Source organism: Arthrobacter sp. OAP107, assembly GCF_040546765.1.
In the GTDB taxonomy this organism is placed as follows: Bacteria; Actinomycetota; Actinomycetes; order Actinomycetales; family Micrococcaceae; genus Arthrobacter.
Window position 1 is genome coordinate 1,736,311 of sequence record NZ_JBEPOK010000001.1, and the last position, 15,796, is coordinate 1,752,106.

At 60.2% G+C, this 15,796-nt stretch carries 12 protein-coding genes; 11 read left to right on the forward strand and 1 reads right to left on the reverse strand.

What is annotated here, in order from left to right; genetic code table 11:
• Positions 1 to 54: 54 nt before the first annotated feature.
• The 5 genes from ABIE00_RS08080 (at position 55) to ABIE00_RS08100 (ending at position 5,284) form a co-directional block, all read left to right on the forward strand.
• Positions 55 to 537, forward strand: a complete 483-nt coding sequence (locus ABIE00_RS08080) for an Lrp/AsnC family transcriptional regulator (RefSeq protein ID WP_056387789.1) — start codon at positions 55 to 57, stop codon at positions 535 to 537.
• Positions 538 to 738: 201 nt separating this feature from the next.
• Positions 739 to 1,161 (forward strand): PAS domain S-box protein, encoded by a 423-nt coding sequence (locus ABIE00_RS08085; RefSeq protein ID WP_205679365.1) that lies wholly within the window; start codon positions 739 to 741, stop codon positions 1,159 to 1,161.
• A gap of 37 nt (positions 1,162 to 1,198) precedes the next feature.
• Positions 1,199 to 1,978, forward strand: a complete 780-nt coding sequence (locus tag ABIE00_RS08090; RefSeq protein ID WP_354258890.1) for an MBL fold metallo-hydrolase — start codon at positions 1,199 to 1,201, stop codon at positions 1,976 to 1,978.
• A 191-nt stretch (positions 1,979 to 2,169) separates the two neighbouring features.
• On the forward strand, positions 2,170 to 2,895 hold the full coding sequence (locus ABIE00_RS08095) for a winged helix-turn-helix transcriptional regulator (RefSeq protein WP_285319835.1): 726 nt from the start codon (positions 2,170 to 2,172) through the stop codon (positions 2,893 to 2,895).
• Positions 2,896 to 3,127: 232 nt separating this feature from the next.
• Positions 3,128 to 5,284 (forward strand): amylo-alpha-1,6-glucosidase, encoded by a 2,157-nt coding sequence (locus tag ABIE00_RS08100; protein WP_285319834.1) that lies wholly within the window; start codon positions 3,128 to 3,130, stop codon positions 5,282 to 5,284.
• Positions 5,285 to 5,482: 198 nt separating this feature from the next.
• Here ABIE00_RS08100 and ABIE00_RS08105 read toward each other — a convergent pair whose 3' ends face one another.
• Positions 5,483 to 5,878, reverse strand: coding sequence for a cupin domain-containing protein (locus ABIE00_RS08105; protein WP_133830823.1), 396 nt, complete (start codon positions 5,876 to 5,878; stop codon positions 5,483 to 5,485).
• Between the two features lie 284 nt (positions 5,879 to 6,162).
• Between ABIE00_RS08105 and ABIE00_RS08110 the strand changes: the two genes are divergently transcribed.
• From ABIE00_RS08110 to ABIE00_RS08135, 6 genes are all read left to right on the forward strand, one after another.
• A complete protein-coding gene (locus tag ABIE00_RS08110; RefSeq protein ID WP_133830822.1) occupies positions 6,163 to 6,462 on the forward strand; it encodes a heavy-metal-associated domain-containing protein in 300 nt (99 codons plus the stop codon).
• 224 nt (positions 6,463 to 6,686) lie between these two features.
• Entirely contained in the window at positions 6,687 to 8,120 is a 1,434-nt protein-coding gene (locus tag ABIE00_RS08115) for an MFS transporter (RefSeq protein WP_166183129.1), read from the forward strand.
• 656 nt (positions 8,121 to 8,776) lie between these two features.
• Complete coding sequence (locus tag ABIE00_RS08120; protein ID WP_133830821.1) at positions 8,777 to 9,094, forward strand: hypothetical protein; 318 nt, start codon at positions 8,777 to 8,779, stop codon at positions 9,092 to 9,094.
• 646 nt (positions 9,095 to 9,740) lie between these two features.
• Positions 9,741 to 10,388 carry a hypothetical protein gene (locus ABIE00_RS08125; RefSeq protein ID WP_354258895.1) on the forward strand — a complete coding sequence of 216 codons (648 nt, stop codon included), beginning with the start codon at positions 9,741 to 9,743 and terminating at the stop codon, positions 10,386 to 10,388.
• 210 nt (positions 10,389 to 10,598) lie between these two features.
• A complete protein-coding gene (locus ABIE00_RS08130; RefSeq protein ID WP_354258898.1) occupies positions 10,599 to 13,988 on the forward strand; it encodes an HNH endonuclease in 3,390 nt (1,129 codons plus the stop codon).
• Positions 13,989 to 14,897: 909 nt separating this feature from the next.
• Positions 14,898 to 15,716 (forward strand): nuclease-related domain-containing protein, encoded by an 819-nt coding sequence (locus tag ABIE00_RS08135; RefSeq protein ID WP_354258901.1) that lies wholly within the window; start codon positions 14,898 to 14,900, stop codon positions 15,714 to 15,716.
• Positions 15,717 to 15,796: the final 80 nt, after the last annotated feature.

A 15,796-nucleotide genomic window follows, 5' to 3' on the forward strand; every position in this document is an offset into this window, starting at 1 on the left:
TGCGGCAGAATGGAAGCAGCTCATTAATTCCTGCATTGTGAGGAGCGTTACAGAGTGTCGGACTCGCAGAAACTGCAACAGGTGCCATTGGACGAAGTGGACCACAAGCTTCTAGGCCTGCTGTCCAATAATTCAAGGCGTACCAATCAGTCGTTGTCGGAGGCCCTCGGACTTGCGCCGTCAACCTGTCTTGCCCGCCTCAAGGCGCTCAAAGAGTCGGGGGTAATCAAGCGCTTCACCGTCGAAGTCGCACCCGAAGCAATGGGCCTGCCCCTCCAGGCCCTGGTCAGCGTGCGGCTTAGGCCTGGGGCCCGGCACCTGATGAATGCCTTCGGAAATGAGTTGCGGGACCTGCCCGAGATCAAGCAATTCTTCGTTCTTGGCGGTGCAGATGATTTCCTGATCCACATCACGGCCAGGAATACCGAGCACATCCGTCAATTCGTACTGGACCATCTGTCATCGAATCCTGCCGTCGCAGGCACCCAGACCAACCTCGTGTTCGAGCATGGCCACGGAACCGCCTTCGGACTCTAGGGATCTGGGACAAATGCCGCCGATGGCCCAAGCCAAAGGGCATCCCCGTTTTTCCCGACATCTGCGGCAGGCCCTGGTCGGCGAAACAGCAGGGACGCTGACTCCTTCCAGTCCATGTATTGCACTAGTGGGGGGCGGCCCCACCTGCTGCAATGGCAATACGAGACGCGAAAGAGTCGCTCATCAGGGAAAGGAGTCGAAGTGTCATCCTCAGATGCACATAACCCCGACTTTCAGAAAATCTTCGAAAGTCTGCCGAACCAATACATCATCGTCACCCCCGACAGAACGATCGTCGCTGCCACTGACTCGTTCCTTGCATCTACGGGAAAGAGCCGCGAGGGAATCGTCGGCATGGACATCCTCGAGGCTTTTCCGGACAACCCGGACAACCCTGACGCCAAGGGAACAGAGATTCTGCGCAGCTCCATCGAGCGTGTTGTCGAAACCGGCAAGATCGATATTCTTCCGCCTGTTCGCTATGACATCGAGAACTCAGACGGGATTTTCGAGCCCCGGTGGTTCCAGCCCCTGAACGCTCCGGCTTTCGACGATGACGGCAAGCTCGTCTATGTCCTGCACGGGGCGGAAGACATCACGGCTCAAATGACGAGCAAGAGCTGAACCCCGGCCGCCACCGACCCGATAAAGGACTGAAATTATGGACGACGTCAAAGCAACCCTCATTGGAGGACCGACCCTGCTCCTCGAGATCGCCGGCTACCGGATGATCACTGACCCCACCTTCGATTCCCCCCAGGTCTACCACCACCCAATCGCCGGACCCGTCATCAAGAAGCTCGCCCCCAGCGCCACCCCCGAGGAGCTTGGCCACGTTGACCTGGCACTCGCCTCCCACGAGCACATCGACAACCTGGACTTGGCCGGCCGGGGTTTTCTGACGATGGTGCCGCTTGCCCTCACCACGACGGAGGCTGCGAAGAACTTCGGCCCCAACGTCCGCGGGACCAGCGACTACGAGACTCATACCGTTACGCTTCCCGATGGCAGGCAGATGAAAATCACGGCAGTGCCGGCGCATCATGGCCCGGAGGGCGTGTGGGACGCACTCGGGCCCGTTATTGGCTTTGTCCTCGAAGCAGAGGGCATGCCGACGATTTACATCAGCGGTGATAACTCCGAGCTGGATATCGTGCGCGAAATTGCGGATCGTTTTCCAGCCATTGATATCGCTGTGCTCTTCGTCGGCGGCGCAAAATTCGATGTGATCGCAGATGGCGCGTACATCACCCTCAGCAATGACCGGGCCCTGGAGGCGGCCAAGATCATGGGTGTCAAGAAGGTCGTTCCAGTGCACGAGGATTCGTGGGAACATTTCAGCCAGAATGCGGACCAGATCAGCAAGCTTTTCGCCGATGCCGGGCTCAGCGAACTCCTCATCGCCTTGAAACCGGGGGAGTCTGCAGACATCCGGCTCTAGCAAACGGACCGCAGAATCGAAGGTTGGACGGTTATCGGCCAACCTTCGATTCTTGCTTAAAGGCAGAACCGGTGAAGGCCTGCGACGGACAGGCGGGCATCAACTTATGTGCGTGGCGCACACACAGCACCTCGAAGGGTCGGGAAGAATGGTGGCAGCACAACTCACGGATCGCTTGGAGCTCAGGGACGATGACGACCATTTCGGAGCAGTTCACCCGGGAACAAGACGACCTGGCGAAAACAGCAGGGCGCCCGAGTGCCGATTATTGGTCGATATCACAAGGGCTGCGGCTGCTGGGTGACCGCTGGTCCCTATTGATCGTGCGCGAACTCCTCTGCGGTGAAATGGGGTTCAACGATATGTCCCGGGCCCTGCCTGACCTTTCGCGGACACTGCTTTCCCAGCGGCTCAAGCGCCTGGTCCAGCTGGAGCTTGTCGTTCGCAACGATGAAACCGGCCCCCGCGGCTCACGACGCTACAGACTGACGCCGGTCGGCTACGCGCTGCGGCAGACCTTGGAGTCGCTGGGCCTCTGGGCGAGTCATTGGCATGCGCCCTTTGAGAATGACCTGCGGACAGGGCTTGGCACGCTGCTCGAACACATGGGCCGCAGCCTTGTGACAGATTCCCTGCCCAGGAAGTCGATTGTCCTGGGGTTCGAGTTCGACAACGTCAGGGGAGCTCCCCTTCATGGCTGGATCTGCACAGAGAACAGCAAGACAACCGCGAGCATCGGCCGCGCAGAACGTGTCCCGGATCTTCAGGTTCATGTCGCCCCGCGGGTGCTCTACGACCTCTGGTGGGGTCTGCGCCGCTGTGAGGAGGCGCGGCAGCTGGGCTCCATCGGGTTTGTTGGCCCGCAAGAGTGGGCTGCGGACTTCTCCGGCTGGTTCGCCCCTCGGGCAGCTTCCTAACGGTCAGCGCCCACCATACGGTGCCCCGCGGTTGACAGGCCCGCCGTTTCCCGGCTTCCTGCTATACAGGTACGTTGCACTGGGTCCTGTTTCTGGATGCCATGCAGGGATATGAAACAGGGTCTACACCCCTTAGCCGGGGGAGAGTAGGGTCAAGTAAACAGAGGTGCCGTCGCCCAAGCGTGTCTAAGAGACCACGTTGTGCCGGCGCTGCTTTCTTGGAGGAACCAGGATGGCTGGATGGAATGCTGACACGGCTGCCGGCCCAGTAGGGGCAGGGACCGTCACCCTGGTCGAGGAAACCTCGTTCTGCATTTCTTTGCCCAATGGCGACATTCATCCCGAGCACCCGCATGGCCTGTTCGTGCAGGACACCCGATTCCTGTCCCGCTGGAACCTGACAGTCAACAGTCATCCGCTTGAGTCCCTCGCTGCCGAGACGCGCGAGCCGTTCCGGGCCCTGTTTGCAGGTCGCGTTCCCCGTTCCGACGGATATGCCGACAGCCCGCTGATCGTGGAGCGCCTGCGGGAAGTCGGCGCGGGTATTCAGGAGCGACTTACCGTCCGCAATTATTCAACCAAACCCGTCGAATGCGCGATTTCCCTCGAGGTTGAAGCTGACTTCGCGGACCTTTTTGAAGTGAAGGAAGCCCGGATCCAGCGTGCGTGGGACGCAACCCGGTACGTGGATGGGGACCAGCTGACCATTTCCGGTGTCTGGCAAGGCATGCGAAAACGGGTCGTCATTCAGGCTCCGGGAGCAGAGGTGAAGCCGGAGGGGGTCACCTTTCTGGTATCTGTCCCACCGCAAGGGGACTGGAGCGCTGTCGTCAGTGCCCGGGTTGAGGTTGAAGGCTCTGGCCGGAGCGCCACCCTTGTCCACCCTGAGGGGGAGGAGTTGTCCCCCAGTGACCGGCGCCGCAAGGAATGGGTTGCCAGGATTCCCGTCGTTCGCATGGGTAACCGATCCATTGAGCGTACGTTACGGCGGAGCTACGACGACTTGGGTGCCCTCCGGATCGAGGATCCGGATCATCCCGAACGCGTTGTGGTGGCGGCAGGTGCGCCGTGGTTCATGACGCTCTTTGGCCGGGATTCCCTGTGGGCCTCGGAAATGGCGTTACCGGTGGATCCCTCACTGGCTTTGGGGACGCTGCAGACGCTGGCGGACCGGCAAGGAACCATCGTGGACCCGCTGACCGAGGAGGAGCCCGGCAAGATCCTGCACGAAGTAAGGCTTAGCCTCAATGCCGGTTTGGCCCTTGGAGGCAAATCAGCCTACTACGGGAGCGTCGACGCGACTCCGTTATTTGTGGATGTGCTCGGAGCCGTCAGCCGGTGGGGATTCGGAGCAGATATTATCGCCGGTTTGCTGCCCCACGCGGACCGCGCCCTGGAATGGATACGTCACTACGGGGACAAGGACGGCGACGGTTTCGTCGAATATGAACGGCTCAACGACCAGGGCCTGATAAACCAAGGCTGGAAAGACTCCTGGGACGGCATCAATTTTGCCGATGGAACACTTGCGGAGCCCCCGATCGCGCTCTGTGAAGTCCAGGCCTATGTCTATGCTGCGTATACCGCGCGTGCCTGGATGGCATACGACGCGGGCGACACGGCACGGGGAGATGATCTCGCCGATCGGGCGGCGGAACTGAAGCGGAGATTTAACGAGCAGTTCTGGATGCCGGACCGGGGGTACTATGCAATCGCACTCGACGGCAGGAAGCGACAGGTGGACGCGTGTGCTTCCAACATGGGCCACTGTCTGGTCTACGGACTCGTAGACGAGGACAAGGCTCCGCAGGTTGCCGAGCGGCTTATGTCTCCGGAGATGTTCAGCGGCTGGGGTATACGGACCTTGGCCAGCAACATGGGCGCATATAACCCGGCCAGCTATCACAACGGCTCGGTATGGCCCCACGACAATGCAATCATCGCTGCCGGTCTGTTGCGATACGGCTTCGTGGCGGAAGCACAGCGCATTACCACTGCGATATTGGAAGCCGCCGAATTCTCGGGCGGGCGCTTGCCCGAGCTCTTCTGCGGCTTCAGCCGTGATCAGTTCGCCGAACCCGTACCCTATCCAACGGCGTGTTCGCCCCAGGCTTGGGCAGCAACGGCCCCGATCCTCCTGGTGACGAACCTGATGCGGTACGACGTTCATGTCTCCCGTCGGGGACTGTGGATGGATCCTGTGCTTCCGGAAGCCTATGGTGATCTGCACATCACCAACGCACCTGTGGGTGGCGGCCGGATCACCATCGACATCGATAGGTCCGGCCCCTCTATTCAGGGCCTGCCTGAGTGGATGGAATTTCGACGCGGACATCGGCCATGGATTACGGAACTGGTCGAACAGGCAGACCGCCGACGACGGAAGTAGGCAGCCTGACTGTCGTCGACACCCTCGATGTTACAGCGCCGCCATCCCCTCTGGGACGAAGCCGGCGAACAGTTAGATGATGACTTCTGGCACGCCTCCCGTTAGGCGCGGCGACTTGCCCAACGGGAGACGTGGCATGATGAGCGCTATCTTCAGCGCTCATCGTGCCCGCACTTCACATGGCGCCTACGCGCCCGCTCAGTGCTCCGGCCAGTAGTCGTAGACGTCACTGGTCCCACGCATGAATTCGATAAAGACGCAGTCCCTGTCCCCGACGGTCCATGCTTCATGCTCCGGCGGCAGCATCATAAGATCTCCGGCTGAGAATTCCTCCTCGGATCCGGTACGCTGGCGCACCCCCAAACTGCCTTCCAGGATGTAGGCGACATGCGGCATGGGACACATATCCGTGTCGAGAATTCCGGTCTTGACCGCATCCTCCGTCACTGATGCTCCCACCGGGAAACGGACGAGAAGGGCGCTGGCCCCGTCAAGGGTCACCATCCTTTTCGTGATCCGCCCGATAGTAATGAGTTCGTACTTGTCCTCGTCGACAAAATTGGCCTTCTGCATACGTGTGAGGTCTACAGCCATAGTTCTTCCTCTGCTCCTTCGTCGTGTAAAGCGTCCGCAGTGACGCCTTGTTTCAATTCAGCGACCTGCTCTCTCTACCGGACAAGTACGAAAGCTGTACTGACCCCCATACCGCAGGCACGCATAAACGGCGCTCAAATCTACCCACGCATCCACTATACCCCCGGGGGGTATAGTGGATGCGTTGTCAGTGACAAGGCATGTCCCGGCCGGTGCCAACACCCGCTTTCACGGCCCGTCAACCCCAGCGCCCATTGATGCTCCATCAAGGAATGGAAACTGACATGTTTGAATCTGGAAACCGCACTGAGCTTCCCCTCGCCTCGAGTGCGGGATGCAGTTGCTGCACAGCCAACGTCTTTTCGCAGCCCACCTCCTCCGCTGCTGAGCTCACTCTCGAGGGCCTAACCTGCCGGCATTGTGCCCAGACAGTCGAGAAGGCCGTCCTGGTCCTTGAGGGAGTGGATTCTGTGGCTATTGAGCTCGTTCCTGGTGGCCTTTCCCGCCTCCTGATGGGCGGCAAAGCCGCCGCGGCTGCTGTACGCCAAGCCGTCATTGCCGCCGGTTACGTGGTTAGCGGCTAGTAATTCCCTGGAACTTCACGCCGCAAAAACGGCCCAGAAGTTGGCGCCCCCTCCCGAAACAGGAGGCATCGAAGCGCGCCCGCGGGCGAATGAATCCCTCCACAACTGGCCAGCGGGGTCCACCCGAACCCCAGCAGGCCGCGCAACCCCAAAAAACACCCGACTCGGGTACCCCCTGAACTTTCTGCGGGCTCTGCTGCCCGCCAATTTGTAGAGGACATGCTATGACCGGAAAAACAGGACAGCGGCGCGGATTGGTCCCGTTGCTGGTGATCGCGACCGCACAGCTGATGCTGGTGCTCGACGACTCCATCGTGAACATCGCGTTGCCTAGCATCCAGCAGGAACTCGGGGTGAACGCCGTGCATCTGCCCTGGATTGTGAATGCTTATAACCTCACGTTCGGGGCTCTGCTGCTCCTGGGCGGTCGGCTTGGCGATCTCTACGGACGGCGGCATGCATTGCAGGCCGGTCTCGCCCTCTTCGTCATCGCATCGCTGGCCGGGGGTCTTGGCCCCAACAGCGAGACCCTCATCGCCGCCCGAGCGGTTCAGGGGCTGGGAGCAGCACTGGTTGCGCCCAACGCCCTGGCCCTCATTGCGACAACCTTCTCCGAACGCAAGACCCGTGATGCAGCCCTGTCGCTGTACGGCGCGATGTCCGCTCTCGGAATTGTGGTGGGATTGCTTCTTGGTGGCGGCCTGACCGACACCCTCGGCTGGCGGTGGGTCTTTTTCATCAACGTACCCATCGGCATCCTCGTGCTCCTGGGCAGCCGGACCTTGGTGAGCGCAGGACGGCACGCCGGGAGTCTCGATGTCAGGGGCGCCGTATTGGGAACCAGCGGCATGGTCGCCCTGGTGTACGCAATTACCCGCTTTGGCGAGGAGGGTTTCGCTGACCCTCTGGGCCTTGGTCTGGTAGCCGCTGCAGCCCTGCTGCTGGCTGCCTTCATCGCCCTGCAATCCCGCAGCAGCACGCCGCTGGTCCCACTGGGGCTGTTCCGGGACCGTGGCCGCGCTGGCGCATACGCCTCCATGCTGCTGCTAGCCATTGGTCCCATGGGCAGCTTCTACGTGATCACCCTCTATCTCCAGCAGGTTCAGCATTACGGCCCTCTGCGGACCGGTGCCAGCTGGCTGCCGTTCGCGGCAGGGCTGGTGCTCGGGGCAGGGGCCGCGCCTAAGCTGCTGCTGAAGATGGCCACGCGCCTCATCGCAGCAGCGGGGGCACTGCTCAGTGCCGGGGCTGCCTTCTGGTTCTCCTTCATCCAGGTAAACACGAACTACTGGCTGCACCTGGCACCGGCCATGTTCATCCTCGCCCTTGGGTTCGGTCTCGGCATTATCGCCCTGACCCAGGCCGCCGTATATCACACGAAGGAAACCGAGGCCGGAATTGCCTCTGCGCTGCTGAACTCGGCCCAGCAAATCGGCGTTGCCCTCGGACTGGCCGTTTTGGCAGGCGTTGCTGCAACGGTCAGCAACAGCAGCCAGCATTCGGCCGTCACCGAGGCAGGCCAACTGGTCGCCGGATACGGCAGCGCACTTGCCGTCGCGGCTGGGCTGCTGGTGGCTGCAGGAATACTGGCTGCAGCTACCTTGCCTTCCCGAACCGCGGCACAGGCCAACGCCCCCGCTGCGGCCGGAATTCATTAGGCGGACCCGGACAGGGACTGTCTCCAGTGACGAGAAGGTACAGCATGCGCGCCCCTGTGCCTGGGCGCGCATGCTCGGCGACAGGTATCGTCCGCTCGAAAAGCGCAGCTAGAGCCTCGCCTAGATACCACCGGGTCACCGTTCAATAGCCGGCGGACCTCGCGAAACGCTTCGAAGCGGCGGTTGACCCGGGCTTCCCCGCCCCTGTGGGCAGTATTCCTGGCCGCTAACAACCCGGTTCTGCGCTTCAGGGGATCCTCCTCCGACTTTGTGTTCCGCCAGCCTAGCCCTGGTGTATCCCCATTCTGGAGGACATGCAACGGAATTTGTAGGTCTGCGGTACCCACGAGAACCCCAGAGCTGGTCGGACCGATCCTGGTTACCGTCCACCAATCAGCCAGAATTTCGATGTCAGCAGGGCGCGCACACATGGTCTTTACGCTTTCCTGCCACGCTTGCTGGTCCACCCATCGGTATGCTGAAAGGCGTCGATGACGTCCTGGTACGCCAGGTAAGTGACGTCCAAATCAATGTGATCATCATGGTCGGCCCGCAGGCGTTCCAGCCAGGCGGAGCCCGGCCGGGGGCATCCTGACCGTCTCAGATCGAGAGTCGTCACAGCCGAGTGACAGTCCCAAAACCAAGGAGAAGCATCCATGAACAAGAACGAGCTGGCCCAGTTGGGCCTCGACACGGATGGCCTTACGCCGGACGCCGACTACGTCCCGAACCCCTTCACCGCCGATGACGGTGTACACGTCGACCTCGTGTACCGCGCCTACCTGCAGCTCGAGCAGATCAACGCGCTGGGCGGCATCAACTTGCTCGGCGGCTCGCGCGAGCGGCTGGAGGAGATCTATGGCGGACTTGAGGATGGCATGGATCTGATGACGGCGGTGACGCGCTTTGGCGACGATGAGCAGCAGCATCGCGCCCAGCAGCTCATCGCGGCAGGGAAGATCAGCGGCTCCTGACAGGCCTCGACGGAACCCCGACAGCCCCGGCTGTCGGGGTTCTTTCTTTCGTCATGCAGACCGGACTGGCAAGAACCCTTGGATATGCCGAGGCCCGGCATGCGTCGCGCGGACATCAACTGAACCAGGCGAGGCCCACTCTTCCCCTGGACAGGGACCGCGGGAACCTCAGCATTTGGTTCCATAGCCGCTCATTATCCGTCCATGCCGCGGCTCCTGTCTCCCGGCGCGTCCATGCGCCTAAGCAGGAAGAAGTCCGACCCTGGTGTTCATGTGGTGTTCGCACCGTTCTGCCTGATAATGCAAGAATCGCAGCACCCTCGCTCACACCGTTATTCGCTTTCCTCCGGGTCTATGTCCTTAACCATGTATGCGTAAAGCCATGCGAGCGGCGACCGACTTACCGTGAAACATGCGCGCGGGAGCAGCGCCTGCCCGGCGCGGCCGAGCTATTGCCCGGGCTAGCCGTAGGCGAGGTGCAAGCGCTGAGCTCGGGACCTTGACGCGGCGATGAAGGCTTCCTACGGTGAAAGACCGCAAGGTGACCTGTGTCCTCCCGGACACAGGTCACCTTGCGGTGTCTCGCGCCCAGTGTCGGAGATGATGGTTAGAGCCGCAAATGATTCGAAGAAAGAAGTGAGGCGCAATGGCAAAGTATGTGGTCGGCGAATTCTCCTTCTCAAAGAAGGGGGAGGTCGAGCAACTTCTTAGATCAGTGCTGGAGGAGCTGGAAGTCGGTGCGTTGGTCACCGATCCTTTGGTGGCTGATCTCCTCACAGCCTTGGCCAGAGAGCACCCCGAGGCAACGGATAAAGTCGGCGCGGGGATTGAGTGCTGGGTTGTCGCCTCGAACAGGGACCTCGGATACACAACGAAGGGATTTCGCGCTAAGCAAAGGGGCCGGGACGAGCTTGTACGCTTCAGCTACACCGACGTCTTGAGGCCACCGAAGCAGCGAGCATTGGTGGCTGAAGCCCTCACACAAGAGGCTCTGGATATTACCCGACGGTTCCGGACGGAAGCTTTTGCTGGCGGCCCCGTTCAATGTGCTCTCTCTGGGAAGATGATCCCAGAGAAGACCATGGCCGATGTCGTCCACCTCACTCCGCCTAGAGGTCACCTGCACAAGGCATTCTTGGAGTCGGAAGGACTGACCTACGAGTCGGTGGAGCTGGTGAAGCATCCGGTTGAATCCGGATACCGGCTGGTTGATCGGGAACTTGCTGAGCGGTGGAGGAACTTTCAGGAAGAACGCCTGGCCGGGTTGGCGATCGTTTTTCGTCGCGAGCACTAAGGCCTAGTGCGAAAGGGGCCAACACGAGGCCGTGGAGGCTTCGAAGGCCAGTGAAGACGTGGCCCTTAGCGGCTGGCACGATGAACGCGCTGTCGTCTCTGTGAAAATACACTGGGATCCTTCGATTTGGGGAGTGGGATGGGGATCGCAATTCGGGATCGCAAGGTTCTGTGGGCACGAGCGCACAACCAGTGCGCCTACCCTGCATGTTTGCAGGAGCTTATTGAAACACCGGATTTAGGCAATGGGAGCACGGTCCTCGGCGAGGAGGCGCATATTCGGGCGCAGAGTCCTGGGGGCGCAAGGTATGACCCCGAATACACGGAGGTCGACAGTCATGAAAACCTCCTGTTGCTGTGCCCGACCCATCACACCCTGATCGATAAGGATGATGGGACTCGGTTCACGGTTGCTTGGCTCCTTAAGATCAAGTCGGATCACGAGAAGCAGCAGAAGCGGCACAACGAACTACAGACCGCAATTCGAGCGTATTTGGGGGATCGCTACCACGCAGAAGATATCATCCAATTCCAACAAGCAGACCTTCACGGACCTTCCGTGGATTCCATGTTTGTTGATGTGCCGATTGGCACCCGCCGGGACGGCTCTGTCATCACCAAATTTCTGGCACAGATAGCAGAGGCAGACCCCGGGGACACTGCAGAGCTCGAAATGCCCTCGGATTTCGTGGTTACCGGTGCCACTCAGGCCCTTCTGCATCCCGACTGGGTTGGCAACGCAGTTCTCGTCGGTGGACCCGGGCAGGGAAAGTCGACCGTCCTCCAATACGTGTGCCAGTTCCACCGTGCACGCCGGCTCGGCGAAGACGCCTATACAGCGGGAGATCTGGACCTCGCGAGAGCAGCGACGCCGGCACGTTTTCCAGTGCGGGTCGACTTACGAAAATACGCGCAATGGGCCGAAGCAAATCCGTCGAAGGGGTCCCACAAGGGGAAACGATCACGTCGAAAATCCCGGGACAGCCACTGGGACGGCGTGAATGATGGTTGGCGGAGCCTGGAGGAGTATGTCGTTGAGGACATCGGCCGTCACATCGGGGCCAATAAGTTCGAAGCGCGAGACCTGGCCGTGCTGCTGGCTACGGAACCGGTCCTGCTGGCCCTGGACGGCCTGGACGAAGTGGCTAGCCTGCCACTCCGTGAGCGTGTAACTAAGGAGATCGCGGGAGTTCAAGCCCGTCTCAGCCCAATCGCCGCCAACTTGGTAATTCTGGTAGCAACACGACCAGGGAGCTCGCTGCGGCCTCTGACAGGAACCAAGTCATTTCCCGTCCTACTCTTGCAGCGGCTCACCCAGGGTTTGAGGCTTCAGTACCTTCAACGCTGGGTCGCGGTTTCGAAACTTTCGAAAGAGTCCGCTGAAAGGCTTCAAGCAGCCTTCATGGACAACCAATCCTTGCCTCACATCAACGAACTCGCCTCGTACCCGATGCAGCTGGCGATCCTACTGCATTTGCTTCACCGGAGACAGCTCCTACCGCAGCAGCGAACAGAGCTCTATAGGGAGTATCTGAAGACGTTCCTTGACCGCGAACAGACCGAAGACAAAGAACCGCTGCTCGCTAATCAAAGACGCGTCGTGGAGAACACACACGCGTTTCTGGCCTGGTATATCCAGACGAAGGCGGAGCAAGGAGAGAGCTCGGGAGCGATCGGCCGCGACCAACTCCGCACGCTCCTTCGGGAATTCCTCGCCGGGCGCAACGAGGAATTGAAGCTTGCGGAGACGTTATATTCCGCAATCACAAGCCGAGTCCTGTGCCTGGTCGAGCGGGATGACGCATTCGAGTTTGAAGTCCAGTCCCTGCGTGAGTACTTTGCCGCCTGGTACATTTTCCAGAACCTTCCGCCTAAGGGAAACGGCAATTCCAGGGATGACGGGCTAGACGCGCTGTTGGAGCGTCCTTATTGGGCTAACGTCTGCCGCTTCTTCATCGGCATGCTGTCAGACGGGGAAGTCCGGGCGCTGCGAGACAATTTCCGAGTCGTCGACAAGCGGGTATCGCCGCTGCCCATCATTCGTTCAATGGCCGCCACGATTCTCAATGATCGCACTTACGAGGGGCACACCGACTCGACGATCCGCGACGCCGTGAACATTGTGCTCGATGGCCCGGGGGTACTCCTCGCTGAGGATGGTTTGTTTGACGGCGGCGGAGCCCCGTTAAGACTAGGGGAGCGGGCTGGCCGTTCCCAAGCTGTTGCCCACTTGAAAGAGCGACTCGAGGGAAACGAATCCAATGTGCGGCGCGACGCAATCGCTAGTTGCCTCAGGGGCCATGCAATACCCGAGGATGACGTTGCGAGCTGGTGGTGGAGTCAATTTGACCTGAGCCCGGAATGGTTCGAGTCAGCTTCGATCCTTGGAGTCTTCAACGCTCTTGGCGGCGTGCAGGTTAGCCACCTACGCTCCCTGATTAGCAATGTCGACCAGGATTCGGAGTGGTTCACAGACCTTCTCGCCCGAGGACGATACGACGGCGGAGACTTGGAGATACTCGAGGCAGCAAGGAGGGAACTCAACGACGGGGCCGCATGCAGCACCAGATCTGACTTGGGAAGAACTGACTTAACGATCTTGATCGAATGCGCCGAGATTGCGGCAGCTGGGGCAATCCTCCGTACGCCTCAAGCTGAAGACATGCTTTCTCGAGAGCGTGCGGCCCGGCTCAACAGTGACTCTTTTAGCTCGCGCATTATGAGAGCTACTTTGACATTCCCTGACAACTTCGATTCGTCGTCGCCCGTCGACTGGCAAGAACGGCTTCTTGTGTTGGCCGAGGTTTGGGGCGGCGGCTATGTCTTGCGCCGCGCCGTGTCGGCGCTACCGGAGAGCATTGACAACGCGGCGATTGAATCCATGGGGCGCAACACTAACAGCGACCTGTCCGAGGCGGTTGCAACAGAAGTCGCATACCGTGCAAACCGTGGGAACTCTGAGTGGTGGCGGACTCATTTGGAGGCGAGCAAAGGACCTTGTGATCGCATGATTGCAATCCTGGCCCTTTTTGAGCGTTCACATGCAAAGGTGTTCATTGAGCTCTCGGACATCATCGACAGAATGGTCGGAGAACTTGCACCGAAGCGTTACAGAATTGTGGAACATACCCTTCGCAAGGATGCGGTAGCCCGCAGGGTTCGCCCACTCGCCCTCCAGGAGGCCCTGCGAACAAAACAAATAGACCTCTCCGGGAGGGCGCTCTGGCTCGTGAGAATCGTCGGCTCTGACGCAACTAAGCAGCGAGTGGGACCGGAGCTCGAAACGAAACTCGGTGACTTGCTTCGGTCAGGAATCACTGACGGGCGTGAAGCCGTTGGTGCCGCGTATACCAAGAGAAAGCTGAAACTGGGTGCGTTCAAGTACGCCCGTCAAGCCCTCCCGCCAGGCAGCTGGGCAAGCGATGCCATCATCGCAAGCATGACCGTCCCGCTTGCAAAAGAAATACTCTTCGAGCCTGAGAACTGGCCTATCGACATCGTGCAGATTGCATCAGAACGGCTGCTCGCCGAACGAACCCGGCGACTGAAAACACTGGATGAAGTCTCTTCGACAAATCGTTGGTTCGACGAGGAGAAATAGATAGTAGTCGCCGAAGCTGACTCAGCGGGCTTCCGAAGGGTGTCGAATCCTCTCCGCGCCGCATGCCCATGCAACGCAGCTGTTCAGAGAGACGTTCGCTAACCACCTCGGAGTTGAGAATTGGTGTGGACTGTGGCTGTCCTCGGGTTCGTGCCTATGCATCACTTGGGAGAGGGGTTCGTGACGCCTAACCCGCCCGACCAGCGACACGACGTGGCGAAGGTCTACGCCATATCTCGTCGCACCAGCAGCCGCCATCCTCATGCTCGTGGGACGACCAGGACGCATTTTCCAAGCAGGATGATGTCTTCATAATCGAGCATGCCTCCACTGCAGCATCAGCGGACGGCTGTCCGGCGGAGGTCCCACACGCGTTGAGAAAGCATTGATACTTTGGATTAGGGGGAAAGGGGGGAACTCGGAAATGGGTCTTAGAAGTCTTTTTCAACGAAAAGCCGCAACCGCGGCACCCATAAGTCCAGTCGTGGCCGCAGGACCTGGCCCGAGCGCGCCCATGTCACCGGAGCTCCAAGCGGAACTCCGGGAAGCGTGGGCAGAGCTAACTGAGGCCGCCAAAGCATCGAAAGTGAAAAACTTCCACGCATGTACACGTACGGCCCGGCACTGGACGGAAGACCCGGCGGCAGTCAGAGCCATAGCGGCCACACTCCGTGAATTCCCGGATACAGACAGCCAGCAGACGACATAGTGACCTACGGGCGTTGGCCCGTAGATCACTACAGCTCACCGGAAGGCCGGCGGTCGACATTTTCACTCAGCTCCTGGGACGGTTTGCAGGGAATTGACATGCCGTGGGCGAGGATTGAGCCATGGTAAACGTATCCGCGGTTTAACCGCCGTGATCTACAAGCAGATTGGGTCCGTGTCGATGCTCCACCCTGTGTCCTCATGAAGAAGATGAGGCTCCGGTACGCCGGAGCGTGTCGGCTGTGCGGTGCATCTCTTCCGGCCGGGACGGAAGCGATGTACGAGAGCGAGACGAAGACCGTCCGATGCTTGGAGTGTGCCACCGAGACCCCGGAAACAGCCCCCCACCTGAAACGAGTTGGTGATAACTCGTTGTCCACTGAGTCCGGAATCGCTGGCTCGTCAGCCCGACGCGAGTATGAGCGTCGCAAAGCGAAAGACGAGGAAAAGCTCCGCGAGAAATGGGGTCCATTCGGCGGCATCGCAGTCACCCTCTCTGACGAACGCCAAAGCACCAAGTCCTGGGATCGAGGCGCGATTAGCGAGGAACGCCTCGGCGCTCGGCTGGATGCCCTGGCCGCCGACGGCCTGGCCGTCCTTCACGACCGACGCATTCCCGGCTCGAAAGCCAACATCGACCACATCGCCATCACTCGCAGTGGAATCTGGGTCATCGATGCCAAAAGGTACAAGGGACGGCCTGAACTGAAGATCGAGGGTGGCATCTTTCGCCCCCGCGTCGAGAAACTCCTCGTCGGCCGACGGGATTGCACGAAACTGGTCGATGGGGTGCTCAAACAGGTCGACGTCGTGCGAGACCTTATCGGGGATGTTCCGGTCACCGGGGCGCTGTGCTTTGTTGAAGCCGACTGGCCCTTGATCGGAGGCGCATTCTCGACCCATGGCATTCATGTACTCTGGCCGAAACGACTGGCCAAAGTGCTTGTAGAAAAGCCCGCCGGCGACGTTGACGTGGCGAGGATGCGTGAGACGGTTGCCTCCCGGTTCAAGCCTGCTTGAGTCAGGGCCCACGTTCCAGGCCGCTCGGAACCACACCGAGGGGACAGCTTACGGGAAGGAAGCCAGGCATCGATGGGTAG

Excerpts from the sequence above, each read along its gene's own strand:
- ABIE00_RS08090 (WP_354258890.1), top strand. The coding sequence starts at position 1,199 with ATGGACGACGTCAAAGCAACCCTCATTGGAGGACCGACCCTGCTCCTC.
- ABIE00_RS08095 (WP_285319835.1), top strand. The coding sequence starts at position 2,170 with ATGACGACCATTTCGGAGCAGTTCACCCGGGAACAAGACGACCTGGCG.
- ABIE00_RS08100 (WP_285319834.1), top strand. The coding sequence starts at position 3,128 with ATGGCTGGATGGAATGCTGACACGGCTGCCGGCCCAGTAGGGGCAGGG.
- ABIE00_RS08105 (WP_133830823.1), bottom strand. The coding sequence starts at position 5,878 with ATGGCTGTAGACCTCACACGTATGCAGAAGGCCAATTTTGTCGACGAG.
- ABIE00_RS08110 (WP_133830822.1), top strand. The coding sequence starts at position 6,163 with ATGTTTGAATCTGGAAACCGCACTGAGCTTCCCCTCGCCTCGAGTGCG.
- ABIE00_RS08115 (WP_166183129.1), top strand. The coding sequence starts at position 6,687 with ATGACCGGAAAAACAGGACAGCGGCGCGGATTGGTCCCGTTGCTGGTG.
- ABIE00_RS08120 (WP_133830821.1), top strand. The coding sequence starts at position 8,777 with ATGAACAAGAACGAGCTGGCCCAGTTGGGCCTCGACACGGATGGCCTT.
- ABIE00_RS08125 (WP_354258895.1), top strand. The coding sequence starts at position 9,741 with ATGGCAAAGTATGTGGTCGGCGAATTCTCCTTCTCAAAGAAGGGGGAG.
- ABIE00_RS08135 (WP_354258901.1), top strand. The coding sequence starts at position 14,898 with ATGAAGAAGATGAGGCTCCGGTACGCCGGAGCGTGTCGGCTGTGCGGT.